This window comes from Mycobacterium sp. NGS64 (assembly GCF_059812245.1).
Map to the genome: position 1 here is coordinate 170,062 of NZ_JCALCI010000004.1, position 25,709 is coordinate 195,770.

The following is a 25,709-nucleotide window of genomic DNA, read 5'->3' on the forward strand; positions in this document are numbered from 1 at the left end:
CGGCTACGACGCGCTTTCGTCGACCAGCACGGCGCCGCCGGGCTGATTGCCGAGCGTCTGCAGCGGGATGTCCCCGCCCTGGGCCGTGAGGCGAACGATCTGGGCCAGTTCGCCGGGGGCGTCGCACTGCAGGTAGTGGTCGGCGCTGGGCACCACCCAGTAGCGGTTGCGGCCGGGCTTGCTCTTCAGGTACGTCTGCCAGACGTAGTTGGGAACACGCACGGGCGAGACGTTGTCGTGAATGCCCCACACCACCGTGGTGTCGACGGGGTTCTTGGAAAGCGCCTCCAGCCAACCGGTTTCGTCGGCGGCCCGCTCCTTGAGGTATTGAATCGTGTCCGGCAGCACGCGGATGCCGTCGTTGTGGGCGAAGCATCGCGCCAGCGCGGCGATCTCCGGGTCTTCCAGTGTCCGCCGCGGCATGAAAGTGCTGACGCCCAAGCCGGCCGCGAGCATCTCCGGCGTGGTCGCCGCCGCGGTGTCCCGCCCGGTCGCGGAGTCGAGCAGGGCGGTCTGGAACACCGTGAGGTTCGAGAGCGGCAGATAGATGTTGGCGTTGGTGAGGATGAGGTCGGCGGGCACGACGGGCGGGTCCTGGGCCGCCAACATCTCCAGCGCGATCATTCCGACGCTGCTGCCGCGATCGTGCGTAAGCATGCGGAATTCGGTCAGCTTCCACACCTGGGTAATCGCGTAGACGAGCAGACGCGCATCGTCGTACAACGAATAAACGTAAGGGGCCGGCGGCTTGTCGGACAATCCGTAACCGGGAAAGTCGAGCACGAACATGTCGAACTCTGAGGCCAGCTCGTGCGACAGGCCGAAGTAGTCGATGCTCGACGTCGGAAAGCCGTGCACCAGCACCAGCGCGGGTGCCCCCGGGGTACCGCAACGGCGGCTGAACACCGTCACTTCCTGCCCGTCGTTGGCGGCCGTTGTCGACCGCCACCGCAGCTCGGTCCCGCCGCTTTGCCACTCCGCGAAGATGTCCAAGCTGACAGCATCGCAGAGGTGGTCGCGGTGGACAACCAGGCGTCGATAATTGCCCAGGCATCACAGGTAATTTGGGATGCGCCGCTGTGCCCGCCTCACAGCGACAGCTTGATGCCGTTTACCGCTTGTCGCTGTGAGGCGGGCAACAAGCCACCCAACCTCCTGTGGTGACTCGAGTGACAGATGAGGCCCGAAAAGCAAACTGCGGCAGTTGGTTTAACACGCCGCTCAGGGGCAGGTCACGTGAATCCCGAACGTCACCTGGTGCACGTCGCCCTGATTGGGCGACACCCCCTGACCCGTCCCGGTCACCGTGTAACTCTTGCCGTCCTTCGTCGCCTGCACCTGGGTCGCGGACTGCGGGGCCTGGTAGGGCAGCTGGTACTCACCGGACCCCGCCTTGAGCGACAGGGAAAAGCCGTCGACGCTCGGCGGCTTTTCGTCCGACAGCGCCAGCGACACCGAAGCCGAATCGTCGTGAACGCTGATGCGGGTGGTCAGGTCCCCGGACTCCGCGGGTGTGGCGCTGGGTTGCGCCGCCGTCGCGGTGCATTCGACCTTCGTCATGATCGTGTGCTTGTTGCCGCCGATCATGACGGTCGTGCTCGGCGGGGCCGCGCTTGTGCTCGTGGCAGAAGATGGCTGGCCGGTCTTGCTCGAGCAGGCCGGCAGGGTGGCCGCCACGGCGATCACGCCGAGCGCGGCGGCGAGAACGAGTCGCGAACTGGTCATCTCAGGTCCTTTGCTAGAGCTCAGAAGGACTATAGAGGCCGTGCGTTGCGGCGAGGTCTCATCCCTCTGGCGACCCGCCGAACGGCGCATCCGCGCAGTTCACGGCCAGGCTTCCCATCTGACCATCGTTCGTAACGGTCCCGCGAAGAGGGGCCGCACCGCGCCCGATCGCCACCGTTCCTCGATCAGCGGAGCCAGCGCGTCGACGGTGGGGAGCGGGTCGGCGTCGAGGTAAACGACTGTGATGTATTGGTGGCCCGTCAGCCACCCCGCGGGTAGGTGGCTCCACCCGGTGCTCGTACCGAAAGTCCAAGCGCCGGCGGTGCCGGGCGCGGCGAGCAGCGCCGGATGGTGTTCGGCGTGCAGCCATTGCAGCCACGCGTCGGGGCGGCCTTCGGCGGGTTCCTCGACGATGAGCACGATTCCGCGGTGCGGCCGAAAGGGCACCACCTCGGGCGAGACGAGGGCGTGCGGCGTGGCCTGCCACTGCAGCAGCCGCAGGCCGGCCACCTGCAGCGACGGGCGCGTGACGGGAAAGCGGCCGTTCTCCCGCAGCGAGCGGCCGAGCGCGACGAAGTCGTCAAAGGTTTGTTCAACGGGGTCACCGATCAGGTAGTGCACGACGTTGCCAACCTGCGCCAGCGGCCCGTCGGCCGCCAGCCGGTGATCGGGGTAGGCGCCGTCGGCGATCCAGCGCAGCCCGTGAACGATGCCCGGCAGTTGGTATTGCTCGGGCATGTGATCCAGCAGATGCCAACGCAGATAGCTGCCGTCGTCGTCGGGCGCGGGAGGGGTAAGGCTGAAAAAGCCTGCCTTGACGCGGTTCACGTGCCCGGGCCGATCACGTAGCAGCGGCCGCCGCTGCTGGTGAGCAATACCTCTTGAACCGCGGACTTGTCGATGGTCGCGAACTCGAAGCGGTGCACTTGTTGCCCGGCTTCGATGCTCGCGTCCTGGGACTCGGTGGTGCCGTCCTTCTTGCGAACCAGGGCCGTGACCTTGTCGGGCTTCGAGATGTTTTGCGGCTCATGGAAGTACCACACTTCGATGCCGGCACCCGAGCCCTGCCAGCCGTCGGCGTAATAACATCCCGGGTTGCCCTCGGCGTCCGGCGGCGGCGGCGGGCATATCGACAGTCCGACGCATGATGGCGTGCTGGTGGCCGTCGCCGGGGAAACCATCGCAAGGCCGCTGGAAACCAACAACAGGATGGCCAGCACCCGGATCGCCTTCGACATGGAAGCCCTTTCCTACGACGGTTGCAGTTCGGCGAGCGCCGCCAGATTGTCCAGATACTGCTGCAGCGAGGCGTGTTTAAAGATCGCGCTGACGATGGTGGCGCCGTGGGCGCCGAGCTCGCCGAGCGCGTCGCGGGTGCGTTCGGGCTCGTTGATCGGATCCAGCGGCGCCGACGGCGGCAGCACGACCTCGAATCCGGGCGGAAGGTCGAAGCGGCCCAGCCATTCTCGGACCTGCTGCGGGCTGACGTTGAAGGGGGCCCAGCCGTCGGCCAGGGTCGCGGCGCGGCGCAGCGATCGCAGCGTGCGCCCGCCGATCCAGATGGGGACGCGTTCCTGGACCGCGCAGGGGTCGACGACCATCCCGCCGAACGAATAGAACTCGCCGTGGTAGGCGGGTTCGGGGACCGACAGCGAGGCGCGAAGCGCGCGCAGCGCGTCGTCACCGCGCACTCCGCGGTCGTCGAACGGGGCGCCGAGGAGCTCGAACTCCTCCTTGAGGCTGCCCACCCCGACCCCGAGAATGAGCCGGCCGTTGCTGACCGTGTCCAGGGTGCCGTAGCGCTTGGCGATTTCGAGCGGATGGTGGTACCCGAGCACCAGCACGTGGGTGGCCAACCGGATCCGCCGGGTGCGCGCCGCGAGGTAGCCCAGCGTGGCCAACGGATCCCAGTAGCGAGCGCCGCGGCGGCCGCGCTCGGCGGCGGGCAGCGCGATGTGCTCGCTACACGTCAGGTGGTGATAGCCGAGTCGGTCTGCGGCCTCGGCGATCTGGGCGAGATCCTCGATGGACGCGTCTCGGGTCCACTCGCTGCTACCCGGCAGCATGGTCACCACGGGCGTGGCCACCGATAGTTTGACTGCGGCGGTGCTCATCCCTGCATGTACCCTCCGGCGTCGACGGGGATGGATTGTCCGGTGATGGTTCGGCTCTCGTCGCTGGCCAGGAACAGCGCCAGGTTGGCGACGTCCTCCGGCGAGGAAATGTCTTGCAGCGCCACACCTTTCAGTGACCGGGCGCGTTGGGTCTCGTAGTCGACCCCTTGCTCGTCGGCGGTGCGTTGCACCCACTTGCGAAACAGCTCGGTGTCGATGGCGCCGGGGACGATGCAGTTGCACCGGATGCCGTACGGACCCACCTCTAGCGCAACGGCTTTGGTGAACGCGCGCAGCGACGCCTTGGCGGCGACGTAGTGGGTCTTGCGGACCATCCCGCCGTAGCTGGCCGTCGAGGAGAAGTTCAGGATGACCCCTCGCCGGCGTTGCAGCATCCACCGGTTGAGCACCTCGCGGGTGCACAGCATGGCCGCGGTGACGTCGATGGCGATGGTCGCGTTCCAGTTGTCCAGCGTCTGCTCCCAGATCCAGCGGTCCTGGCCGGGCGCGGCGGCGTTGTTGCACAGGATGTCGACCTGGCCGAACTCGTCGATGGCCCGCGCCACCATGGCGGCGACGTCGTCCTCGTCGGTGACGTCGGCGCGCATCGCGACGGCGCCCGGACCCGCCGCTGCCGCGGCGTCGCGGACCAGCTCTTCGCGCCGCGCGGCCAGCAGCACCCGGGCGCCTTCCGCGACGAACAGTGACCCCATCACCGGCCCCAGGCCGCTGCTGGCGCCGGTGATGATCGCGACCTTGCCGTCGAGCCGCCCGGTCATTTCGGCGACGCCGCCGGACAACGGGTATCGAGCCAGGCGTGAATTCGCTCGGCCACGTCGGCCCACCCGGGCTCGAGCATCATGTCGTGCGCCATTCCCGGAATGAACTCCGCCTCGGTGTGATATGCCCTCGCGGTCGCCCGCACTTCCCGCGTCGAGAAAAGGATGTCGTTTTCGGCCCCGAGGACCAACACCGGGGTGTTGACGAGGGAGGGCTTGGGCAGATCGAGCCACAGCATGCCGAGCACGTGTTTGCCCACATACTCCTCGTCAAGCCCGGCCGCGTAGCGCGCCACGTCGGCGAGGGGAGTCGAGCCGGAAAAGAAGCTTTCGCGGGCCAATTCGGGGGTGCGGCCCATACTTCCCTTGGATTTGGTGATGGCCAGGTGCCGCGCGGTGAGCCACGGGTGCAGCCTGAACCGGCGCAGCAGGAACCTGGCGATCCCGCTGGGCGGCACTGACGCGAGCAGGACGGCGGCCGGCGCGTCGTGCGACTCCAGATACTTCTGCACCACGAAGCCGCCCATGGAATGCCCGATCACCACCGGCCGTTCGGGCAGGCCGTCGGCGACCGAGGCGACGTCGTCGACGAAGTCCGCCATCGAGCAGAACTGCATGGCTTTGGGTGCGGGGCTCTTCCCGTGACCGCGCAGGCTGACGGCCACCGACCGATAGCCCTTCGCCGCGAAGAAGTCCAGGAAATGTTCGTCCCAGCACCAGGCGCCGTGCCAGGCGCCGTGGACGAACAACAAGGGCGTTTTGCCGGAGCCGCCGTTCGGTCCCTTGTCGATCACTTCAAGCACGCCGTTGAGACTAGCGGCAATAACGACACGAAATCGCTAAACAAAAAGAACGATAACGAATATTCAGCCGCGCCATCGATGCGCGAAAATCAAGCCATCACATTAGCCACGTCGATAAGGCAGCGAGTTTCGGCATTCATGACCGACAAAAAACCAGGGGGATCGTGCTCAAGCCTTTTCGCGTCGCCGCCATGGTGGCGCTCGCGCTGTCGGTGGGCGCCGGCGTGGCCGCCGCCGAGCCCGCAGGCGCCCCGGAAGTGACGACCGAATCCTGCGAACAGCGCACGCTGGTGCTGTCCGCCTTCCCGGCCGAGGCCGACGCCGTGCTGTCGTTCACCGCGCTCGACCCCCACCCCGTGGTGCGGTCCGACCGCCGCCGCTATTACCTCGGAACGATCGGCGGCAAGAAGGTGATCGTGGCGATGACGGGCATCGGCCTGGTTAACGCGACCGAGACCGCCCAGACCGCCTTCGCGCGATTCACCTGCGCGTCGTCGGTTTCCATTGGCGCGGTGGTGTTCTCGGGCGTCGCCGGGGGCGGCGCGCGCGTCAACATCGGGGACGTCGCGGTGCCGGCGCGCTGGAGCCTGGACCAGGGCGCGACGTTTCACCCCGTCGACCCCGGCATGCTGGCCGCGGCCCAGGCGCTCAGCGTCGACCTGGAAAGCGTTAACTACCTTGGCAATCCGATCTGCCTGTGCAAGAACGCCCCCCGCGTCAAGCTGATCAACCTGAAGCGCCAGCCGAGGCTAGTGGTCGGCGGCGACGGTTCCAGCTCCGACAACAACAACGGCCGCGCGTTCCCGTGCATACCGAACGGCGGCGATGTGTTCGGCTGCCAACCCTGCAGCGCGCCGGATCGCTCGCTTTTCTACACCGGCAACTTCTTTCAGGCGGCGGGGCCGTGGCTGCGAAACTCACTGATCAGCAACCTGAACATCGCGTCGACGGCCAACCCGGCCTTCGACGCGACGGACAACGAGACGGCGGCGGTGCAGGCGGTCGCCGACGCGCACGGCGTGCCGTTCCTGGGCATCCGCGGCGTTTCGGACGGCGCGGGCGACCCGCTGGGCCTGCCGGGGTTCCCGTTCGAGTTCTTCTTCTACAAGCAGATCGCGGCGGAAAACGCGGCCCGGGTGACCTCGGCATTCCTGCAGAGCTGGGCCGGCATCTGAGCTACTCGTGGCCGCGGGCGACCGGGCGGCTGGGATCCGAACACCACTCCGACCACGATCCCGGATACAGCGCCGCTTCTCGGCCCGCCGCGGCGAGCGCGGCGACCGTGATAGCCGCGGTGACACCCGAGCCGCAATAGACGCCCACCGGGCCTCCGCGATCGATGCCGTGGTCGGACAGCAGTTGGTCAAGCGCGTAATCGCCGACGAACGTCCCGTCGCCCGCCAGGACGGCGCCGCTGGGAAGGTTTTTCGCGCCGGGAATGTGGCCGGCGACGGGGTCGAGGGGTTCGACGTCGCCCCGAAACCGTTCGGGGGCACGAGCATCGAGCAGCGTCATAACCTCGCCAACTTGGGCGGCCGTCAACGTGGGCCGTCCGCCCGCGTACAGATCATCGTGCGGCACAACCACATTCCCGGGCGGCGGATCGACCGGGCCGGTGTCGAGCGGCCGTCCCGACGCGCGCCACGCGGCCAGGCCGCCGTCCAGGATGCGCACGTTTTCCAGCCCCGCGGCCGTCAGCACCCACCATGCTCGCGCGGAGCCGGCGCGGTTCCAGTCGTCGTAGACGACGACCAAATCGTCTTGGTCGATGCCCCATCGGCGCGCGGCCGCCTCCAGGCTGCGCCCGGACGGCAGCGGGTGGCGCCCCCGGCCGGCCACGCCGTGGTCGCTCAGCTCGTCCTCGAGCGACACGTACACCGCACCCGGCAGGTGGCCCTCCAGGTAGGCCGCGCGGCCATCGGGTTCGTCGAGGCGCCAACGCACGTCGAGTATCGCGAGCGGCTCGCCCCCCTCGATGGCGGCGGCCAGCTCGGTCGCCGTGATCAGCACCTGGTCGCGCGCCTCCACTGGTGCACCTCCTTGCGTTTCCCGCGAGCCTAGCCGCGCGCCGGGAAGTAAACGCCGTCGGAACCGAAGGTGAACTCTTGCGGTCCCCGACGAGGTCGGCGGCGCGGTCAGAATTAAACTCGACCAGAACTAAAACTGAACGGCGGATTGAAGTTTGGCTTTCGGCGTGCGGTCCCGCGAGAAGACTATTGACCATGGAACCGCTCGCACGCGAGGATTAATTACGGTGGGCTTCCCGCCCGTGTGGTTTTCGAAAGTGATGGGGAAATGAAGAAGAAGCTTTCTGCGGTCGCGTTCGGCGCGTTCCTGGCTTTCACGTGGGTGCCCGCAGCCGTCGCGCACGCCGACCAGACGGACCAGGACTTCGCGGAATACCTGGCGGGGCACGGCATCAACCTGGGTTCGCCGTCGCAGGTCGTGAACATGGCGCGCACCATGTGCAAGGACCTCGAGGCGGGCTACACCCAGAAGGACGAGATCGACCAGCTGACCGGGTCGCACAAGCTGACCCAGGCGCAAGCCGAGACGTTCATCGGCGCGGCCACCGCGGACTACTGCCCCGGCAAGCACCCGGAAAACAAGCCCAGCGGCGGCGGATAACCGCTCCGCTCTTTTTTGACGCACCGCTGAGCTGCGGTTATCGGCGCTATGCGCTTTCTTTGGCTTCAGCGGTCGCCAACGAGGCCAGCATGCCCGCCGCGGCCCGTTCCCAGGTGAAGTTCTCGGCGCGGCGCCGCGCGGAGCGCCGGCGGTGGTTTTCCGGTCGACCGACAATCGCGCCGACCGCCCACGCGATGGCGAAGGGGTCGTTGTCGGCCAGCGCGCCGCTGTCCGGGGTGATGATCTCGGTCAGCGCCGACGTGCGCGACACGACGGCCGGTGTCCCGCACGCCAGCGATTCCAGCGCGGCCAGCCCGAACGTCTCATGCGGGCCCGGCGCCAGCGTCACGTCGGCGGTGGCCAGCAGCTCGGCGACGGTGCGCCGGTTGTTGATGAAGCCGGTGAAGTCGATCGGAAGGCGGGAGGCCTGCCTTTCCAGCCTGGCCCGCAACGGCCCCTCGCCCACGACGACCAGCCGGGCGTCGACGCCGGCATGGCACAGCGCGCCCAGGGCGTCGATGCTGCGGTCGACGCGCTTTTCCACCGACAGCCGGCCGCAGTGCACCAGCAGGATCTGCTCTGGGGTGGCCCAGCGCCGCCGCACCAGATAGGAGTGCCGGCGCGGGTGGAACGTCTGCAGGTCCACGCCCAGGGGCACGGTGACGGTGTTGGTGGCGCCGATCCGGTCGAACTCTTCGCGCGCGAACGCGGTGGTGCACACCACGGTGTCGTAGTTGGCGGCGGTGCGCCGGTTGGCGAAGTCCGCGAACTTCTCCGCGCTGCGCCGCGGAAGTACTTGCCCCACAAGGCGATCCAGGCGCTCGTGGGAGATCATCACCGTGTTGGCGCCGTATTCGCGGCCCCATGGCCCCAGCGACCGCAGGGTGAGCCGGTCGGAGACCTCCAACGCGTCGGGCTTCAGCGCCGCCAGCAGCGCCTTGACGGGTCCCGGCATCACCGCGCGGTAGCCGCCGGTGAAGGGAATCAACCGGGCGGGCATGGTTATTCGCACCACGCCCGTGGGCAGCTCCGTGCGTTCGGCGTTTCGGCCGGGGACGATCAGGAACACCTCATGCCCGGCGGCGCAGTATTCGGCGCCCAGCCGGTCCACCGCGGTGCGCAGGCCGCCGGAGCGGGGGCCATAAAAGTTGGCGACCTGTGCAACGCGCATAACGTGAGGACACGCGGCGCGTATGTGCATTCATCGATGTGGAACCGTCGCGTGCCTGAACAGTCCGTGAATTCGCCTCACCTGCCGTGACGGCGGGCGAGAATCGCGGCGGTTTCCCGGTCGGCGGGCAGGAACGCCTCGAGGCGCAGCTCCGACACGGTGACATCGAGCGCCGTGACGAATGTCGAGATCGTCGCGATCAGCCGCACGTCACCGTCGGGGGAGCGCAGGTGCAGCGGCACCGCGAACCCGAGCGATTCGATCGGCCGCCCGCCCGGCGCCGGCACGCCGCATCCCTCGAGTTCCTCGATCAGCGCGTCGATGCGCGGGTGTGGACCGCGCTCGCGCAGGCCATGCAGAATGTGGCGCCGCCAATCGTCGAGGTTCACGATGCGCGCCGCCATGCCTTCCGGATGCAGCGCGACGCGCAACACGTTGACCGGCGCCTCTAACAGCCACTCCGCCACCCCGTCGGTCAGCAGTCCGAAGGCGCCGTTCGCGGCGACCAACTCGCCGAAGCCGTCCATCACCATCGCCGGATACGGCAGGTGGCCGTCGAGCACATGCTGCAGCGCCTCGCGCACCGGTTGCAGCAGCGGCGCGTCGGGCGCCGACTCCGGATACGCGGGCGCGAACCCCGCCGCCGAGAGCAGTGAGTTACGTTGCCGCAGCGACAGCTGCAGCGAGTCGGCCAGCCGGCTGACGATGTCGCGCCCCGGCACCGATCGACCCTGCTCCAGGTAGCTCAGGTGCCGTTGGGTGGTGCCGGCATCGTTGGCCAGGTCGATCTGGGTGAGCCGTCGCCGATTACGCCACTCCCGCAGCGCCGTGCCGAAGTCGCCCTGCACCGAAACCGACATGCAAACAGTCAACCCGTTCGCGGCGCTGGCCGCTATTCCCTCGAGGGAATTGCCGCGCGCCAGTGCGGGCGACACGATCGCCGTATGAATCAGCCACTCCGCCTCGGTGTGATGCCTCCCCTGGCCGCCGAACCATGGGCCGGTACCGACCTGCGCCGCCTCCTCGACTTCGCCCGCGCCGTCGAGGATCTGGGGTTCGACTCGCTGTGGGCGAACGACTCGTTGGTGCGCCCGCGCATCGAAGCCCTGACGTTTCTGTCGGCGGCGGCCGCGGTCACCGACCGGATCACCCTGGGGACCGCCGCCCTGCAGCCGGTGCTACGGCGGCCGGTGCAGACCGCGCAGGTCCTGGCCTCCATCGATCGGCTGTCGGGCGGGCGGTTGGCGGTGGCGGTCGGCGCCGGCTTCCCGGGCTTGTCCGAGGTGGAGTACGCGGCCTCCGAGGTCCCGTGGCGCCGGCGCTTCGCGCGCCTCGACGACACCGTCGCACTATGGCGCCAGCTGTGGAACACCAAGGAGCCCAGCTCGTTTCACGGGGCTGTGCTGCACCTCGACGACATCCCGGCCGGCATCACGCCATTCAACGCGTCCGACCCGCCGGTATGGCTGGCCGCGGATACGCCGAGTGCGCGGTCCCGCGCCGGCCGTCTCTACGACGGATGGCTCCCGTATCCTCCGACACCACAGGCCTATTCGTCTGGCCTGGCCGAGGTGCGGGCCGCCGCCCAGGGCGCGGGCCGCGCCGCCGACGCGATGACGCCGGCCCTGTTCGTGACCGTGCTGATAACCGATGATCCCGACGGCGGGCGGGCGGCTATGGATCATTTCGCCACCCAGACATACGGTTTCGGCATCGATGTCATCGAGCAGATCCAGACGTTCGCGGCGGGGACGCCCGACGCCGTGACCGCAAGGCTCGCGAGCTATATCGACGCGGGCGCGCGGGATCTGGTGTGCCGAATAGCGGTCCTCGGCCCGGACGGATTCCTCGAGCAACTGCGCCAGCTGCGGACGGTGGCGGAGGCGTTGCGATGACCACGATCGTGCGGCCGGGACCCGACCGAGTCGCGACGATCACCCGCCTTGCCGACGAATACCGCTCGTTCGCCGAACTCATCGGCCCACTCAATGCATCGCAGTGGACGCGCGAAACCCGTTGCGCCGGCTGGCAGGTGCGCGACGTGGCCGGCCACGTGGTGGGCCAGGCCGTCGACACCGTCAGCGGCGTGATCGGCACGCGCACACCCGACGACCAGGCGGCGGCCTTGCGCGGGGAATCACCGGCCGCACTCGCGGGGCGGCTACGGACCGCGGCGGATTCCGTTGCGCGCCTTGCCGTGGTGATCGACGACGCGAGCTGGTTGGCACCCAGCCCGGTGCCGGGGCTGACCCTCGGCCAGGGCGTGCACGCGCTGCTGAACGACGCCTACGTGCACGGCGACGACATCCGCGCTGCGGTCGGTCTGCCGTTCGACGCCGGGCCGGGCCTGGATGCCACCCTCGACTTCGTGCTCGGCGCCCTGCTGCGCGACGACGAAGCCGCCGCGGAACCGGCCGTCGCGCGGCTGTTGGGGGCTTCGGTCGAGCACTTCGCAGGCCAAACCGGCATGGCGGCGCACGAGTTTCTCCTGGCCGCCACCGGCCGGGGCGATCCAGCAGGCCTGCGGCTGCCCGACAGCGTGAACATCTACCGCTGAGGCAGCGGGCGACCGGCCAAGGCGTCTTGTCACATCCGTCACGTTGGCCTCTGGCGGGAAGGATGAGCCCTCGTGCCCGCCTCTGAGCGACAATCCGCCGTGATCGAGTGTGCGCCTGCAGCTGTCGCTATGAGGCGGGCACAAAGGGTGCCCGCTCGGACGGAGACGCGTGTGGCGGATGTGACTTCACCGCGCATCGCCTTTGGGCCCTTCGGCCTTCCCGATCTGCTCGGCGAGATCGTCACCGGCCAGTTGCGCGCCGAGAAACCCGCCGGACGTGGGCAGGCTCAGATGCAACTGCGAGGCGCCGCTGACCGAGACCGTGCCGCGCTCGAGGGTGAAGTCGAGGACATGGCCGCCGCCGGTCCGGTCCTCATTGAGGAAGTGCAGGTGATATCCGGCCACGGAGATGCCCTGTTCGAAGTCGGGCGTGCGGAACCCGACGACCGTGCCCGAAACGTCGGTGAATACGGTTTCGGCCTGGTCCTCGGTCGCTTCCGTCAATGGCGGATAGGGCTCTTTTTGCTCCATCACCGTGCGGGTGTGCAGCTCGGCGAAATCACCGACGATCCGGATCGCGTAAATCAGGTTGGGGCTTTCGATTTGGCGGTCGATCGCCGCGCTCACCTCCGCGCGCCCGGTGCGCGTCCGGATCGGGATCGCGAAGTCGGTGTGGAACCGCGTGACCGCCGCGAATGGTGTGCGGTCCGTTGGCTGTGCCCGGGTGGCGGTTCCGTCCGAGCGGAGTCGGTAGCAAATGCCGTCGAGGATCACCATTTCGCCGTCGAGGTGGTTGAAGGTGCCCAGGCCGAAGTCGCCGTGCCGAAGGAGATCGGCAACGGTGGCGTCGCCGTCGTAAACGCCGTCGAGCAGGGCGCTGATCGTCGAGAACTGATATACCTCCCTGCCGTGGTGATGTCCGAGAAGCGTTGCAGCCCAATGGCGGAAAAGCTCGTATGCGTTACTCATGGTCCCGGCTCATTCGAAGGGGTCGTCGTGCAGGTGTGCGGCGAGATCGGTGTTTCGGCTGTAGTCCACCGGGACGTCGATCAGGGTCGGCCCATCCTCGGCCAGCGCCTGGCGCAAGGCGGCGCCGAATTCGTCGAGCGAATTCACCCGGTATCCGCGGGCGCCGAAAGCGGCCGCGTAGCTGACGATGTCGTAGTCGGCGAGTTGCACGCCGGACTTGCGCTGATACTTCAGCTGCTCCTGGAAGCCGACCATGTCGTAGGTATTGTCGCGAAAGATGATGTGGGTGAACGTCAGGCCCAGTCGGGTCGCCGTCTCGAGTTCCTGGGCGGAGAAGAGGAATCCGCCGTCGCCGGACACCGACACGACGGGTGTGCCGGGCCGCACCAGGCAGGCGGCCATCGCCCAGGGCAAGGCCACGCCCAAGGTCTGCTGCCCGTTGGAAAACAGCAGCCGTCGGGGCTCGTAGACCCGAAAGTGGCGCGCCATGTAGATATAGACCGAGCCGATGTCGCAGGTGACGGTGGCGGTGTCGTCGAGTTCCTCGCGTAGGCGCAATGTGACCGCGACCGGGTTGAGCCCGGGCCCGCCCGGCGCTTGGTTGCGTGCGGCGTTGTCTATGTCTGCCAACGCTTTTCGCTGGCTATCGATCTGGCCCCGATACTCGTCGGTGAGCCTGAGGCCGGCGAGGTCGCCGGTCAAGTCGGTCAGGGTGGCCGCGACGTTGCCGAGCAGCTCCAGGGCCGGCTGATAGTGGTTGTCGATCTCCGCGGGTATCGAGTCGATGTGGATGACGGTACGCCCGTGGAGCTTTGCGTCGTTGTTCCACAGCACCGGGTCGTATTCGACGGAGTCGTAGCCTACGGTGATCAGGACGTCGGCGTGGTCGAGGATGACGTCGCCGGGTTGGTTGCGGAACAGGCCCACCCGGCCCAGGAAGTGATCCTCGAGGGCGCGGGAGATCACCCCCGCGGCCTGAAAGGTTTCCACCACGGGCAGCCCGGTGGCCGCGACGAGGGCGCGCAGCGCTGCGCAGCTGTCCGGGTCGGCGCCGCGCATCCCGACCAGGAGCGCCGGCCGCCGCGCGGCGCGGATGAGCCCGCCCGCCTCGGCGATGGCGTGCGCCGGGGCCGCAGCCAACGGCGGGATCGGCAGCCGCACCGCGATGCCGGCCGTCGTGGGAGCCGCCAGGACGTCGGCGGGCAGGACGACTGCGGCCGCTCCGCGCGGTTCGCTGGCTGCGGCGCGGAACGCACCGACGGTGGCCTCGACGGCGTTGTCGGGGTGGTTGATCTCGCCGGTGAACTTGGTGACCGTCCGCAGCATTGCCGCGGCGTCCATCGACTGGTGGGTGCGCTTGAGCCGGTCTTCGCGGCTCACCGCGCCACACAGCGCGACCACCGGGTCCTGCTCGGTGGTCGCGGTGAGCAGTCCGGTCGCCAAGTTGGTCGTACCCGGTCCCGACGTCACCAGCACCACCCCCGGGTTGCCGGTGAGCCGGCCGATCGCCCCCGCGATGAACGCCGCGTTTTGTTCGTGACGGCACACCACCAGTTTTGGGCCGCCGTCGACCAGGGCGTCGTAGACGGCGTCGATCTTGGCTCCGGGCACGCCGAAGATGTACTCGACGCCCTGCGCCGTGAGCACGTCGACGATCTTTTGCGCGCTGCGCACCGGCTCGCCGGGATTTGTGGGGGCCATGGAGCCCAGTCTGGTCGCTGGCGCGGCTACCCGCTCGACGCGAGCCCGAACCACCGCTCCAGCGCGGCCCTCAGGCCGGCCTCTTCGTCCGGCCCGAATGCGTCCGCCGCCCAGGCGACGTATCCGTCGGGCCGGAGCAGCATTGCGGTGACGGGCGGGTCGGCAGCGGTCGCGCGGACGACGTCGACGCGATCCAGCCATCCCCGAGCCGTGGCCTCGCCGACGCCGTCGAGGTCGAGCAGGATGGGCCGGGCGTCGTGCAGTAGCTCGGCGACCCGCCGGCCGTCGTCGAGGGTGAGCTCGGGCACGGGCCAGCCCGAGAGCGGGTGGTCGTCGCCCACGTCGTAGCGCACGTCGTTGCCGGCCAGGAGCCTCGCCATGTGCCGCGCGGTGTCGGGCAGGGCGAAGAGCTCGCCCAAAAGCGTTCGCAGCGCGGCGACTTCGGGACCCGGCGCCATGAGCGCGGTCTGGGCCATGGACTGCATCATCACGCGCTCGCCTACCGGGTGGCGCTCGGACTCGTAGGTGTCGAGCAGCCCGGCGGGCGCCCAGCCGTTGAGCTGGGCGGCGAGCTTCCAGCCGAGGTTCAGCGTGTCCTGCAGGCCGAGGTTGAGGCCTGGCCCGCCCATGGCGCTGTGCACATGGGCGGCGTCGCCGAGCAGCAGGACACGTCCGTCGCGGTAACGTTCGGCGTGACGGGTGTTCTGCCCGTTGATCCGGCGAAGGGCATGCGGCCCAGGGCCTTTGGGCTCGCCGAACGCGACGTCAACACCGAGGACGCGGCGGGCGCTTTCGCGCAGCTCGGCCAGGCTCATCGGTTTGTCCTCGACCGGCGGTGAGAATTCGATGGTGCCGAACAGCGAGCGGCCCGGTTCGAACTCGGCGTAGATCACGCCGCCGGTGTCCAACCGGGTGTGGCCGAACCGGAGCGTGCCGAAGCCGGGGATGTCGATGCCGCCGTCGGGGCGGCGCAGCTCGTCGGGGATCTGCACGTGCGCGAGCCGGCCGACGGTCTGCGACGTGTGGCCGGGGAAGTCGATGCCCACGGTCTTGCGCACCAGGCTCCGCCCGCCGTCGGCGCCGACCAGGTTCCGCGACGCGATGCGGTACTCGCGCTCGGGCGAACTCACCGCGACCTCAACGGATTCGGGCTCCTGGTGCAGCCCGGTGAGCTCGTGCGCCCAGCGCAGGTCCACCCCGAGGTCGCGCGCGCGCTTCTCCAGCATCCGCACCAGTCGGGGCTGTTGCATGGGCAGCGCGTACATCGGATTGTCGGGCATGCCAAGGAAATTCAGGGTCATGGCCGCGAAGATCCAGCCGTAGACGGGTTGCGGCGGATTGGGGTCGCCGGTGAACTCGCGATACAGCCCGCGCATGTCGAGCATCCGAACCACCTGCCCAACAAGGCCGTTGGCCTTCGGCTCCGCACTCGGCCCGGGCAGGGGATCGAGCACGACGGGCCGGATGCCCGCCAGCGCCAGTTCGCAGGCCAGCATCAGCCCGTTGGGGCCGGCGCCGGCGATGACGACGTCGGCGTGTTCGTCAGGCATGTTGGGTCTCCTTGCGCTTGGCGGGTTCGGGCAGTCCCGCGGTGACGGCGGCGAAGCCGTTGCGGATCAGGTCGGTGATCGCGACGGGCGGGTCCGCCCGCACGTAGGCCTCTGCGGCGGCGTCGCCGACGGCTCGCACGACGGTCACCACCAGCCGCGGGTACAGGTCGCGCTCGGGATCGGTGCCGGTGCGTTCGGCGATGACCTCGAGCCACTCGTCAAAGAGGTCCTGCGGCAACGCGTTACGCACCTGCGGATTCATCAGCAGCTTTCGTACCTCGACCAGCTCCCGGCGGCTGGGCACCCGGTTCTCCTCTCCGTAGACGTCGCCGAAATCGGCCTCGAGGGCCTCGAGGACGACGTGGGCGATCGACGTCCATAGCGGCTCGCCGGCGGGGCGCTGCCGCAGCGCGGCGACGCTGCGGCGCATGCGCTCGGTCTGCCGGTAGGCGAGCGCCTCGTACTTGCCGGTGAAGTAGTTGTTGAACGTGCGTAGCGACACCCCGGCCAGGTTGGCGATCTCGTCGCGCGTCACGTTTTCCAGCCCGCGTTCGAACGCCAGGCTCAGCGCGGCGTCGCTGAGCGCGCGCCGGGTGTCGGCCTTCTTGCGCTCGCGCAGTCCGAGGGACGGGTCGGTCACGAAGACCAACGTACGGGAAAGTTGCATGGTGGGCAAGATTGCCTGCTGGGCAAAGTTAGCGTTTGCCCCATTCCCAGGGCGGTGTCGTCAGCAGGCCCTGGCCGGTGATGCGGGTTTCGCCCCATTCCTTGTACAGCTCGATCTCGATCGTGTCGTCGCCGGCGGCCTCCAGCAGCGCGCGCGAGTGGGTGACCACCACGACCTGCGTCCGTGCGGCGGCCGCGCGGATCAGCGAGGCGAGCGGTCGCACCAGTTCCGGGTGCAGGGAAGTCTCGGGTTCGTTGAGCACCATTAGCGTTGGCGCCTGCGGGCTGAGCAGCGCGGCGGCCCAGAGCAGGAATCGCAGTGTGCCGTCGGACAATTCGGCCGCCCGCAGCGGGCGCAGCATGCCGCGCTGGCGTAGCTGGAGATCGAACACCCCGTCATGCACGGCGACCGAGACGGTGGCGCCGTCGAACGCGTCGGCGACGGTGCGGGCGAGGTCGTCGAAACCCGCCTCGATGATGGTCTGGATCGCGGCGGCCAGGTCGTGGCCGTCGTCGGAGAGCACCGGCGTGCGCGTGCCCACCTGCGGGCGCCGGGCGGGCGCCCCGGCGTCGACGCGGAAGCCGTCGTAGAACCGCCAGCCGCGCAGTCGCTCGCGCACGGCCGCGAGTTCGGGCAGCGCGTGCGGGTTGGCGTACTCGGCCAGCACGCTGCGATACGACGGCAGGGACCGGCTCAGCTCGTCGAACCCGCGGCCCGACTCGGCGCTGACCTCCGCGAAATCCCGGGTTCGGCGCACCAGCGTCGCGCCGGTCCGCAGCACCGGCCCGGCGAACACCGCTTCGCGTTTGATCTCGGGATCGCGGCCGAACGCCGACGCGATCCCCGCCATCTGCGGGATGCCGAGGTCCACCAGGTAGCCGAAATCGTCAGCGGCGAAGCCCATTTCGAGCGACACCGGCCGGGTGCGCACGGTGCCCTGGGCCTTGCCGGTGCGCCGGGCGCCGCCGAGTTGCTCGGGCCCGGCCCACAGCACCGACTGCAGCCCGCCCTCGCGGGCGAGCGAACCGATCACCTCGCCGCGGCCGCAATCGGCCAGCAGCCGCAGTGCGCGGTACAGCGACGACTTCCCGGCGCCGTTGGCGCCGGTGACGACGGACAGCCGCCCCAGCGGCACGATCACCTCGCGAAGCGACCGGTATCCGCGGATGGCGACCGTCTGCAACACGGCGCGCCCTACTCTTCGTCGGCGGCGTCGAGCAGTTGAACCTCCTCGAGGTCCATCTCGTTTTGCAACTCGCGCAGCACGATGTCGTCGATCAGGTTCTGGTTTCGCAGGGCGGTGATTTCGCGCCGCTTGTGCTCGAGCACGCCCAGGCGCACCCGTCGCACCTTCTCCTTGCCTTTGACCAGTCGGTGGTTGGGGGACCCGTCTTCGGTGGCCTTGACCAGTGCCGCCTTTTCTTCGTATTCCTTGCGTAGCCGCCCCAGTAGCTCCTCGCTGATGCCGACCTCGTCGGCGACCGTTGGGAGCGCGTCGAGCGCCGCTTGAATGCCCCGGCAACGGGCCATTTCCAGTTCCTGGACGTAGGTGAGGTCGTCGGGCATCTTGGCCCAGCGGACCACGGCGGGCAGTGTGCTGCCCTGGACCAGGACGGTGACCAGGATGACGAAGGTCACGATGAAGATCAGCAGGCTGCGGTCGGGGAAGGGCGTGCCGTTCAGCGTGGTGGCCGGGACGGCCAGCGCCGCGGCGAGCGACACGGCGCCGCGGAATCCCGCCCAGGCGACCACGAAACGCTGACGCCATGGGGCGCGGCGCTCACGCTGGGCCTCCCGGCGATCGATGAGGCGAATCAGGCCGGTGGTGATTTCGCCCCACACGATGCGGGAGACGATCACCACTCCGGTGACGGCCAGGGCGATGTAGGCGGCGTGGCGAAGGCCGCCGTCGACGTGGGAGATGCCGTGCAGCGCGCCCGGGATCTGTACGCCGACGAACACCCACAGCGAGCCGTTCAGCAGGAAGGTCGCGATGTCCCAGAACCCGAAGGCCGCCAGGCGGGAGCGCGCTCGGATCACCACCGGCCCGGCGTAGGCGAGGACCAGGGCCGACACCATGACCGCCACCACGCCGCTGCAGTCGAATGCCTGGGCCAGCAGGAACGCCGCGAACGGCGTCAGCAGGCTCATGGCCCCTTCCTCCTGCGGCGCGTCGATTCGCTTGCGCGCCAGCACCACCAACCCGCCGACCAACAGGCCGGCGGCGATGCCGCCGAGGTAGGAGAGGACGAACCGGCCGCTCACTTCGAGCGGGGTGATCGCGGACCCGCCAATGGCCACCGTGACGCTGCCGGCGAACAGCACTAGCGCCGTGCCGTCGTTGATGAGGCTCTCGGCCTTCAGCACGGTCAGCTGCCGGCGCGGCAGCTTTTTCGCCAGGCCGGCCACGGCGGCGGCGTCGGTGGGGGACAGCACGGCGCCCAGGACGCCCGCCGCGTGGGGGTCCATGCCCAGCGATCGCGCCGTCCACGACACCGCTGCCGCGGTGGCGATCACCAGGGCGATGCTGAGCAAGACGATGACGCGCGCGTTGGCGCGGATCTCGCGGAAGCTGGTGTTCATGCCCTCCCAGTAGAGGATCGCGGGCAGGAACAGCAGCAGCACGACCTCGCCGTCGACGTGCACGTGACCAAAACTGGGGATGAGGCCCAGCAGCGCGCCCAGCGAGATGAGCAGCACCGGGGGACCCACGCGGTAGCGCCGGCCGATGACCGTCCCCACGATGACGGTGGAGACCAGCGCGACGATCAGGACGAGGCCAAACACCTCGCCCATCCTGCCGGACGGGTACGACGTGCGCCGTTTGGGGTTTTGAGGGGTGCCAGGCGAATCTCAGATGCGATAGCGCCGGCGCTATCACGTTTGGGAGTCGTGTGCTCCCCAGTTCAGGCGAACTTGGCCGCCCGCTTGTTCACGAACGCGTCGATGCCCTCGCGGCCGTCGCGTGTCGTAGGTGGTCATCACCTAACAATCGCAGCAACAGTCGTCGCAGCAGCAGTCGCAGCCCTCGCAGCAGCACAAGCAGGTGCCGTCGCCGCCCTTCTTGCGTTTCCCGGGGTTGGGGGTCTCGCCCTCGTCCGTGGGCTCAAACGAAGCGGGCTGGTTGCCGAAGTTGATGGGTTCCTGCTGGCCGCGCGGCGTCCCGCTTTGCGCGGTGTAACCGGCGTGGCTGAAGGTGCGTTTGATCGCGCGGCGCACCTCGCCGGTCAGCAGCCGCTGGGCCAGGCGCCCGTCGGTGAACTCGACGTCGGCCAGCGCCAGCTCGATGCCCAGGGCCGCGTCGTCGCACAGCGCGCGGGCGTCTTCGATGGGAGTTGCGGTGGCGGCCAACGGGTTCCACTTGCCGCGCGCCACGTCGTCGCGGTAGTCCTCGACCGCGTCGAGCAGGTGTGCCACCCGGCCGAACAGCTGCCCGATCTCGCGCAGCGGCGCGGCGTTGCCGGGGCGCCCGGCCAGCACGGCGGTGTGCGCGAAGGCTTCGGCGACCGCGGTCTCGGTGGGCTCGGTCACCGCCAACAGCGGGCTGCCCGGGCCCGCGGAGGCTTCGAGCGCGGCCTGGCGGTCGATCGCCGCGACGAGCACGCCGGTGTCGAAGCCCAGCGTGTGGCCGGCATCGGTGCCCTGGCGCACCCAGCGCTCGGCGATGCGCCGCGCCGCCGGGCGAACTCCGGCCACGCCGACCAGGCCGTCGCGGTCGTCGACGTGGTCGCGCACCCGCGCGGCGGCCAGCGCCAGCGAGACCACCGCGGCCAGGCGCACGCAGTCACCGGTGGCCACGTCGGCGCGCCGCATCCCGCGCAGCGGGCACCGCCCGGCCTTGCGGCGCGTCGGCTGCCCGGCCGACTGCGCCTCGACCAGCAAGGAGACCACCAACCCGTCGTAGTTGGTGGCGATCCGCGCGACCTGGCCGTAGTCGTCGCGCAGAGCCAGACACAATCCACATAACTGGGCTCGCCAGGCGTCCGCGAGCTCGCCGCCGAGCCGGTGACGGCAGGGCCGGATGATGCCAAACATGCACAGAAGCTACCCGAGCTTCAGCAAACGCGCGCCGCAAAACGCCGTGCGACGGGTTCCACCTGCGGCGACACCTCGCGCTCACCCGGGCCTGGGATATTAGGGTGCGGAGGCGAAATCGAAGGGGGAATTTCGTGAAGACCAGACTGCTCCTCGCAGTCGCCCTGCTCGCGGGCTCGACGGCCGTGGGCTGCCATTTTGCGTCCCGGAACCCGCCGACTAGCCGGACCCTCGAGGTGGCAATGGGCGACGTGCTGAAGCAGAACGCCATCACGCAGGACGTCACGCTGGGGGTCGGCAACACGCTGACCCTGAGGTTGGGCTCGAACTACACCACCCCGTACCGGTGGACGATAGACACGAAGATCGCCGATCCGACCGTCGTCAAGCAGACCAGCCACGAGTTCGTGCAACCGACCTCCGACGCGCGGGGGGCGCCGGGCACCGAGGTCTGGACGTTCGAGGCGCTGAAGCCGGGGAAGACGACGATCAGCACCGCCTACTCGAGCATCGTCGGCAAGGACTCGAAGACGGCGTGCACCTACACGGCGAACGTGACGGTGCAGTAAACGTCTCTGGCAAACGAGTGCGCGCGGTGGCGCGCCGGGCTACGGTCTTGACTGTGTTTGGCTTTCTTCGCAATTGGTCCGAGATCGGGAAGCTGCCCGCCGGGCTGCGCGAACAACTCGACGCCGAGGGGGTCATCTTCACCGCCGGCAGGGTCGGGGTGAGCCGGCACTTCAGCGGCCACGTGCCGGGCGTCTATTCGGCCAGCGGCGTCGCCCGCTATGCGGGCGGGTTCGGCTTCAGCGTCGCGCGGATCGTCGCGCTTTTCCCGGTTCGCGCGGACCCCAACCTGCGGGCCGTCGATTGTTCGTGGGACAGCGACAAAGGCCCGGCGCGGTTGACGATCACCGAGAAAGGGCTGCGGATCGAAATCGATTTGCACGGAGTCGATCCCGCGTTTTCCGGCTCGATGAAGCTGAACTACCGGAAAAAGATCCCCGGCGACGTTCTGGAAAAGCTGCCCACCTTGTCGCTGCGTTTTCGGGTCGACCCGGTATTCGTGTATCGCGCCGCCGGAGTGCGGCCCAAGCCGTAGGCGGTCGTCGCGCGCTCCGGGACGGTATCGGCTAGCCCCTCGTGGGCTGCAGCATCCGGCCGGCGACGCGCGCCGAGATGGAACCGGGTCCCAGGCGGGCGAAGGTGGACGTGAACCGGTTGCGGAACCCGGGCACGACGACGGGGCGCCCCTTGTCCAAGGCTTTCAGCCCTGCGGCGACGACGGGTTCGGGCGCGGCGAGGCGCCGATAGACGGCGGTGTGCGAGACGTCTCCGCCGAGGGCGTCGACGAACCCGGTGCGGGTTGGGCCGGGGCAGAGCGCCGTCACGGTGACGCCGGATTTGCGGGTCTCCGCCCACAGGGCCTGGCTGAGTGACAGCACGAACGCCTTCGACGCGCCGTAGGTGGCCTGATATGGGCCGGGCTGAAAAGCGATGGTGGAGGCGACATTCAGGATGCCGCCGCGCCCGCGGGCCAGCATGCCCGGAAGCACGGCGTGGGTCAGCCGCACCAGCGCGTCGACGTTGACGGCGACCAGCTCGTGCTCGCGCTGCGCGTCGACCTCCGCGAACGGGCCGTAGGTGCCGAACCCGGCGTTGTTGACCAGAACGTCGACGTCTTTGCCGGCCAGGCGGGCGATGAGGTCGTTGGCGCCTTCGTCGGTGCCTAGGTCGCCGACGACGAGTTCGGCGTCCTGGTCGGTTTTCTGCGCCACCGCCTTGAGGCGGGTTTCGTCGCGGCCGGCGAGCACGAGGCCGTGGCCGCGTTGTGCGAGCTGCTCGGCGAAGATTGCGCCCAGTCCGGAGCTGGCGCCGGTGATCACTGCGGTCGACATTGCTAAACCCCTTGATATTCAACTGTTTTGGCGATCGGCCGGACGGCCAGGGCGTGGCTGACGAGGCCGATGCCCGCGCCGAGGATGGGCCAGATCGGCCAGAAGTATGTCACGCCCGTCGCCGCCCAGACCGTGAGAACGACCGTAGTCATCGCGAGGAATGCGGCGAGGTGGATGCGCACGCTTGCGCGGGCCTTTCGCGCGGCGACGGCGCGGCGGCGCGGGTCGGCGCGCCGGATGCGATCTAGCGGCAGGTCGGCGAGGAGGTGCTTGAGCTCTGCGGCGGTCTGGGTTTGGAAGGCGGCCTGGAGGCGCCGGTCGTACTCGTCGAGCTGCAGGTAACCCTGGGCGAGCGCCTGGCCCAGTCGGGTGGCCGTCTTTTGCCGGTCGCGGTTGCCGGCGCGGGCGATGGTTGTGGTTGTCATGGTCCGAGTCCCTTCGGTGGGATGTGAATGGCATTAACATACTCCGGAATGTTAATGTCGTCAACATGGCACGTTCGGTTGCGCCGGCACGGCGCGATAGCTACCACCACGGCGACCTGAAAAGGGCGCTGACCAGCGCAGCGCTGTCGCTGGTGGCGGAGAAGGGGCCGAAGGGCTTCACCCTCACCGAGGCGGCGCGGCGCGCGGGTGTCAGCGCCGCGGCCCCATACCGGCACTTCGCCGACAAGGCCGCCCTACTGGCCACCGTCGCCGAGCAGGGCTTCCGCGAGCTACACGCCGCGCTGGTCGCAGTCCCTCTGGGTGAGCCGAAGGCCCGGGTGGTCGAGCTTGGCCGCGCCTACGTGCGCTGGGCCGTCGCCCATCCGGACCACTACCGGGTGATGTTCGGCGCGGACATCGGCAACGCGGAACACCCGGGTTTGGCGGTGGCCGGGGAGCAGGCGTTCGGTGAATTAGTCGACGCGCTCACCGGGGTGGTCGACGGTCAGGATCCGCGGTCGGTGGCCGCGCCGTTGTGGGCGCTGGTGCACGGCGTCGCGTCGCTCGCCATCGGCGGCGAGCTGAACGCGGTGGGGGTTCAGTCCGAGCCGGAGGCCATGGTCGCGAACGTGGTGGCCCGGGTGCTCGCGTAGACCTCGGCCAGGAACTGCTCGACGGCGACGGCGGCGTGCACGGCGCGGGCCGAGCCGAAGATGTCGAAAGCGTGCTGGGTGTAAGGCAATTCGGCGTACACGACGGGCTGGTTGCTGACCTCGCGCAACCTGCTGGTGAATGCGCGGGCCTGCTCGACGAAGGCCAGCGAGTCGTTCTTGCCGTGCAGCACGAAAAACGGGGGAGCGTCGGGGTTTACGTGATGGATCGGCGACGCGGCTTTGAAGGTCTCGAGGTGCGTCGAGGGCCGTTGCTTGATGATCGATTTGATGAGCAGCCCCGGCATCATCGCGTGCATCGAGTCGTCGAGGCGGGTGAAGTCGTAGATCCCATAGAAGGGCACGGCCGCCTGCACCCGGGTGTCGACCTCCTCGAAACCCGGTTGAAACTGCGGGTAATTGGGCGTCAGCGCCGCGAGCGACGACAGGTGGCCGCCGGCCGAACCGCCGGTGATGGCGATGAATTCGGGGTCACCGCCGTACTCGGCGATGTGTTGCTTGACCCAGGCGAGGGCGCGTTTGACGTCGACGATGTGGGCGGGCCAGGTGTTGCGCGGGCTGTGCCGGTAGTTGATCGCGACGCAGATCCAGCCGAGCTCGGCGAGGTGGCTCATCAGCGGATGCGCTTGTCCGCGTTTGTTTCCCGTCGTCCAGGCGCCGCCCGGGATCTGGAAGAGCACCGGCGCCTTGCCATTCGGGTCGAGGTCGGGGCGGCGCCAGATGTCCAGGTGGTTGGCGCTGCCGAATTCGCCGTAGCTGATGTTGGAGTCGTGGGCGTAGTCGCGGTAGATCCGCATCATGCGCAGCAGCCCGGGCGCCTTGGCGATTCCGGGGCCCTTGGGACGGCGCCACAGGTCGGCCGAGTCGGTGCGCCTTTCGGGGCCCAGACCGTCGTCGAGCGCCTTGGACAGCGGCACGTTGGCCTGGTGGCCGGCGCGACTGAAGTTCAGCAGGCCCGCGGCCGAGACGGCCGCCGTCAGCCAGGCGAGGATCCGCACGGGCCGGTTGAGCCGGCGCGCCGTCAACGCCAGCCCGCCGAGCTGGCTGGCCATCGCCTGCAGCGGCAACTCGGTGACGACGAGGCCGAAAAACCACGAGAACAGCGAGAGGTACCCCTTGCGGGCAAGCGGGCGGTAGGCGTTGAGGGTGGAGGTGGCCGTTACCGCCGTGACCACAAGAGACGCTGCTTGCCGGAGGTTGTGCACGAGTCGAGCCTTCTGCATTGCCCCACTGTAAAGAGGTGACCGTAGACTCCGGCGTTGTGGTGCTAGATGCTGCCGAGCGCCGTTCGCTGTGTGACCTTTTCGACGAGCTCGGCCCGTCGGCTCCCACCCTGCTCGACGGGTGGACCTCGCACGATCTGGCCGCGCACCTGGTGCTGCGCGAGCATGATTTTGTCGCCGGGCCCTGCATGGTCCTGCCCGGTCCGTTCGCTGCGTTCGCCGAGCGGCGTCGCGCCGCGTTGGCCGGGCGCTCGGAGTTTGCCGGGCTGGTCGCCCGGATCCGGTCCGGCCCGCCCGTCGGGTTCTTCCGGATCGGGTGGGTGCGCTCGATGGCGAACCTCAACGAATTCTTCGTCCATCACGAGGACGTGCGGCGGGCCAACGGGCTGGGGGTTCGTAGCCTTGGGCCTTCGATGGATGCTGGGCTGTGGCGAAACGTGCGCCGCGGGGGGCGGTTTTTGAGCCGTCGGCTTCGGGGGTGTGGGCTCGAGGTCGAGTGGGCGGGTCGGGGTGAGCGGGTGACGGTTCGGCCCGGTGCGCCTTCGGCTTTGCTCAGTGGGCCGCCGGGGGAGTTGCTGCTGTATCTCTTTGGGCGCCAGGCCGCGGCGCAGGTTGAGGTGAGTGGGCCTTCGGAAGCGGTTGCGGCCGTGCGTCACACGCACTTTGGCATGTGAGTCACATTGGCCACAGGAGTCCCTGAAAAAGGCGGCACTCTCTGTGCCCGCCTCAGAGCGACAGTTTCCGAGGGCGTCCTCGGTTGTCGCTGAGAGGCGGGCAGATTGGCACATCCCTG

General features: G+C 68.9%; 28 protein-coding genes. 8 read left to right on the forward strand and 20 right to left on the reverse strand.

Annotation, left to right across the window (positions count from 1 at the left end):
- Window positions 1–3: 3 nt before the first annotated feature.
- The 7 genes from AC5Y4S_RS18780 to AC5Y4S_RS18810 all read right to left on the reverse strand — a co-directional run bounded on the left by AC5Y4S_RS18780 (window position 4) and on the right by AC5Y4S_RS18810 (window position 5,421).
- Window positions 4–993: an alpha/beta fold hydrolase gene (locus tag AC5Y4S_RS18780; protein ID WP_500034184.1), complete on the reverse strand. Its 990-nt coding sequence runs from the start codon at window positions 991–993 to the stop codon at window positions 4–6.
- Between the two features lie 228 nt (window positions 994–1,221).
- Complete coding sequence (locus AC5Y4S_RS18785) at window positions 1,222–1,725, reverse strand: lipoprotein LpqH (protein WP_500034185.1); 504 nt, start codon at window positions 1,723–1,725, stop codon at window positions 1,222–1,224.
- 99 nt (window positions 1,726–1,824) lie between these two features.
- Entirely contained in the window at window positions 1,825–2,553 is a 729-nt protein-coding gene (locus tag AC5Y4S_RS18790; protein ID WP_500034186.1) for a hypothetical protein, read from the reverse strand.
- Window positions 2,550–2,963: a hypothetical protein gene (locus tag AC5Y4S_RS18795; protein WP_500034187.1), complete on the reverse strand. Its 414-nt coding sequence runs from the start codon at window positions 2,961–2,963 to the stop codon at window positions 2,550–2,552. The genes AC5Y4S_RS18790 and AC5Y4S_RS18795 overlap by 4 nt, the downstream gene beginning before the upstream one ends.
- A 12-nt stretch (window positions 2,964–2,975) precedes the next feature.
- Window positions 2,976–3,839: an LLM class F420-dependent oxidoreductase gene (locus AC5Y4S_RS18800; RefSeq protein ID WP_500034188.1), complete on the reverse strand. Its 864-nt coding sequence runs from the start codon at window positions 3,837–3,839 to the stop codon at window positions 2,976–2,978.
- Entirely contained in the window at window positions 3,836–4,618 is a 783-nt protein-coding gene (locus tag AC5Y4S_RS18805; RefSeq protein ID WP_500034189.1) for an SDR family NAD(P)-dependent oxidoreductase, read from the reverse strand. The genes AC5Y4S_RS18800 and AC5Y4S_RS18805 overlap by 4 nt, the downstream gene beginning before the upstream one ends.
- Window positions 4,615–5,421: an alpha/beta hydrolase gene (locus tag AC5Y4S_RS18810; protein WP_500034190.1), complete on the reverse strand. Its 807-nt coding sequence runs from the start codon at window positions 5,419–5,421 to the stop codon at window positions 4,615–4,617. Before AC5Y4S_RS18810 ends, AC5Y4S_RS18805 begins: the two co-directional genes overlap by 4 nt.
- 164 nt (window positions 5,422–5,585) lie before the next feature.
- Here AC5Y4S_RS18810 and AC5Y4S_RS18815 point away from each other — a divergent pair, with 164 nt between their 5' ends.
- Complete coding sequence (locus AC5Y4S_RS18815; RefSeq protein ID WP_500034191.1) at window positions 5,586–6,596, forward strand: 5'-methylthioadenosine/S-adenosylhomocysteine nucleosidase; 1,011 nt, start codon at window positions 5,586–5,588, stop codon at window positions 6,594–6,596.
- A gap of 1 nt (window position 6,597) precedes the next feature.
- Here the strand turns inward: AC5Y4S_RS18815 and AC5Y4S_RS18820 are convergent, their stop codons facing one another.
- Window positions 6,598–7,449, reverse strand: coding sequence for a sulfurtransferase (locus AC5Y4S_RS18820; protein WP_500034192.1), 852 nt, complete (start codon window positions 7,447–7,449; stop codon window positions 6,598–6,600).
- Window positions 7,450–7,716: 267 nt separating this feature from the next.
- Between AC5Y4S_RS18820 and AC5Y4S_RS18825 the strand changes: the two genes are divergently transcribed.
- Window positions 7,717–8,049 carry a DUF732 domain-containing protein gene (locus tag AC5Y4S_RS18825; RefSeq protein ID WP_068112344.1) on the forward strand — a complete coding sequence of 111 codons (333 nt, stop codon included), beginning with the start codon at window positions 7,717–7,719 and terminating at the stop codon, window positions 8,047–8,049.
- 46 nt (window positions 8,050–8,095) lie between these two features.
- Here the strand turns inward: AC5Y4S_RS18825 and AC5Y4S_RS18830 are convergent, their stop codons facing one another.
- On the reverse strand, window positions 8,096–9,220 hold the full coding sequence (locus AC5Y4S_RS18830; RefSeq protein ID WP_500034193.1) for a glycosyltransferase: 1,125 nt from the start codon (window positions 9,218–9,220) through the stop codon (window positions 8,096–8,098).
- A 77-nt stretch (window positions 9,221–9,297) separates the two neighbouring features.
- Window positions 9,298–10,080 carry a helix-turn-helix domain-containing protein gene (locus AC5Y4S_RS18835; protein ID WP_500034194.1) on the reverse strand — a complete coding sequence of 261 codons (783 nt, stop codon included), beginning with the start codon at window positions 10,078–10,080 and terminating at the stop codon, window positions 9,298–9,300.
- An 84-nt stretch (window positions 10,081–10,164) separates the two neighbouring features.
- On the opposite strand from AC5Y4S_RS18835, the gene AC5Y4S_RS18840 reads away from it, so the two are divergent.
- Both AC5Y4S_RS18840 and AC5Y4S_RS18845 read left to right on the forward strand, forming a co-directional pair.
- On the forward strand, window positions 10,165–11,115 hold the full coding sequence (locus AC5Y4S_RS18840; RefSeq protein ID WP_500034195.1) for an LLM class flavin-dependent oxidoreductase: 951 nt from the start codon (window positions 10,165–10,167) through the stop codon (window positions 11,113–11,115).
- A complete protein-coding gene (locus tag AC5Y4S_RS18845; protein WP_500034196.1) occupies window positions 11,112–11,777 on the forward strand; it encodes a maleylpyruvate isomerase family mycothiol-dependent enzyme in 666 nt (221 codons plus the stop codon). Before AC5Y4S_RS18840 ends, AC5Y4S_RS18845 begins: the two co-directional genes overlap by 4 nt.
- A gap of 186 nt (window positions 11,778–11,963) precedes the next feature.
- Here AC5Y4S_RS18845 and budA read toward each other — a convergent pair whose 3' ends face one another.
- From budA to AC5Y4S_RS18880, 7 genes are all read right to left on the reverse strand, one after another.
- Window positions 11,964–12,746, reverse strand: a complete 783-nt coding sequence (gene budA, locus AC5Y4S_RS18850) for an acetolactate decarboxylase (protein WP_500034197.1) — start codon at window positions 12,744–12,746, stop codon at window positions 11,964–11,966.
- A 9-nt stretch (window positions 12,747–12,755) separates the two neighbouring features.
- Window positions 12,756–14,447 carry an acetolactate synthase AlsS gene (alsS, locus tag AC5Y4S_RS18855; RefSeq protein ID WP_500034198.1) on the reverse strand — a complete coding sequence of 564 codons (1,692 nt, stop codon included), beginning with the start codon at window positions 14,445–14,447 and terminating at the stop codon, window positions 12,756–12,758.
- 26 nt (window positions 14,448–14,473) lie between these two features.
- Window positions 14,474–15,997: an FAD-dependent monooxygenase gene (locus AC5Y4S_RS18860; RefSeq protein ID WP_500034199.1), complete on the reverse strand. Its 1,524-nt coding sequence runs from the start codon at window positions 15,995–15,997 to the stop codon at window positions 14,474–14,476.
- Complete coding sequence (locus tag AC5Y4S_RS18865) at window positions 15,990–16,664, reverse strand: TetR/AcrR family transcriptional regulator (protein WP_500034200.1); 675 nt, start codon at window positions 16,662–16,664, stop codon at window positions 15,990–15,992. The genes AC5Y4S_RS18860 and AC5Y4S_RS18865 overlap by 8 nt, the downstream gene beginning before the upstream one ends.
- A 28-nt stretch (window positions 16,665–16,692) precedes the next feature.
- Window positions 16,693–17,850 carry an AAA family ATPase gene (locus tag AC5Y4S_RS18870; protein WP_500034201.1) on the reverse strand — a complete coding sequence of 386 codons (1,158 nt, stop codon included), beginning with the start codon at window positions 17,848–17,850 and terminating at the stop codon, window positions 16,693–16,695.
- A gap of 8 nt (window positions 17,851–17,858) precedes the next feature.
- The gene (locus AC5Y4S_RS18875; protein ID WP_500034202.1) at window positions 17,859–19,451 is read right to left on the reverse strand and encodes a Na+/H+ antiporter; all 1,593 of its coding nucleotides are present in this window, start codon (window positions 19,449–19,451) and stop codon (window positions 17,859–17,861) included.
- A gap of 198 nt (window positions 19,452–19,649) precedes the next feature.
- Window positions 19,650–20,699 carry a DUF5685 family protein gene (locus AC5Y4S_RS18880; protein ID WP_500034203.1) on the reverse strand — a complete coding sequence of 350 codons (1,050 nt, stop codon included), beginning with the start codon at window positions 20,697–20,699 and terminating at the stop codon, window positions 19,650–19,652.
- Window positions 20,700–20,833: 134 nt separating this feature from the next.
- Between AC5Y4S_RS18880 and AC5Y4S_RS18885 the strand changes: the two genes are divergently transcribed.
- A complete protein-coding gene (locus tag AC5Y4S_RS18885; protein WP_500034204.1) occupies window positions 20,834–21,268 on the forward strand; it encodes a protease inhibitor I42 family protein in 435 nt (144 codons plus the stop codon).
- A 53-nt stretch (window positions 21,269–21,321) separates the two neighbouring features.
- Window positions 21,322–21,801 carry a hypothetical protein gene (locus tag AC5Y4S_RS18890; RefSeq protein WP_500034205.1) on the forward strand — a complete coding sequence of 160 codons (480 nt, stop codon included), beginning with the start codon at window positions 21,322–21,324 and terminating at the stop codon, window positions 21,799–21,801.
- A gap of 31 nt (window positions 21,802–21,832) precedes the next feature.
- On the opposite strand, the gene AC5Y4S_RS18895 is transcribed toward AC5Y4S_RS18890, so the two are convergent.
- Together AC5Y4S_RS18895 and AC5Y4S_RS18900 are read right to left on the reverse strand one after the other, a co-directional pair.
- Window positions 21,833–22,597, reverse strand: a complete 765-nt coding sequence (locus AC5Y4S_RS18895; RefSeq protein WP_500034206.1) for an SDR family NAD(P)-dependent oxidoreductase — start codon at window positions 22,595–22,597, stop codon at window positions 21,833–21,835.
- A gap of 2 nt (window positions 22,598–22,599) precedes the next feature.
- The gene (locus AC5Y4S_RS18900; RefSeq protein WP_500034207.1) at window positions 22,600–23,022 is read right to left on the reverse strand and encodes a DUF1707 domain-containing protein; all 423 of its coding nucleotides are present in this window, start codon (window positions 23,020–23,022) and stop codon (window positions 22,600–22,602) included.
- Between the two features lie 65 nt (window positions 23,023–23,087).
- Between AC5Y4S_RS18900 and AC5Y4S_RS18905 the strand changes: the two genes are divergently transcribed.
- Complete coding sequence (locus AC5Y4S_RS18905; RefSeq protein WP_500034208.1) at window positions 23,088–23,675, forward strand: TetR/AcrR family transcriptional regulator; 588 nt, start codon at window positions 23,088–23,090, stop codon at window positions 23,673–23,675.
- Here AC5Y4S_RS18905 and AC5Y4S_RS18910 read toward each other — a convergent pair.
- Complete coding sequence (locus AC5Y4S_RS18910) at window positions 23,621–24,916, reverse strand: alpha/beta hydrolase fold domain-containing protein (protein ID WP_500034209.1); 1,296 nt, start codon at window positions 24,914–24,916, stop codon at window positions 23,621–23,623. The two genes, AC5Y4S_RS18905 and AC5Y4S_RS18910, sit on opposite strands and share 55 nt — an antisense overlap.
- Before the next feature lie 17 nt (window positions 24,917–24,933).
- On the opposite strand from AC5Y4S_RS18910, the gene AC5Y4S_RS18915 reads away from it, so the two are divergent.
- Complete coding sequence (locus AC5Y4S_RS18915) at window positions 24,934–25,590, forward strand: TIGR03085 family metal-binding protein (protein ID WP_500034210.1); 657 nt, start codon at window positions 24,934–24,936, stop codon at window positions 25,588–25,590.
- Window positions 25,591–25,709: the final 119 nt, after the last annotated feature.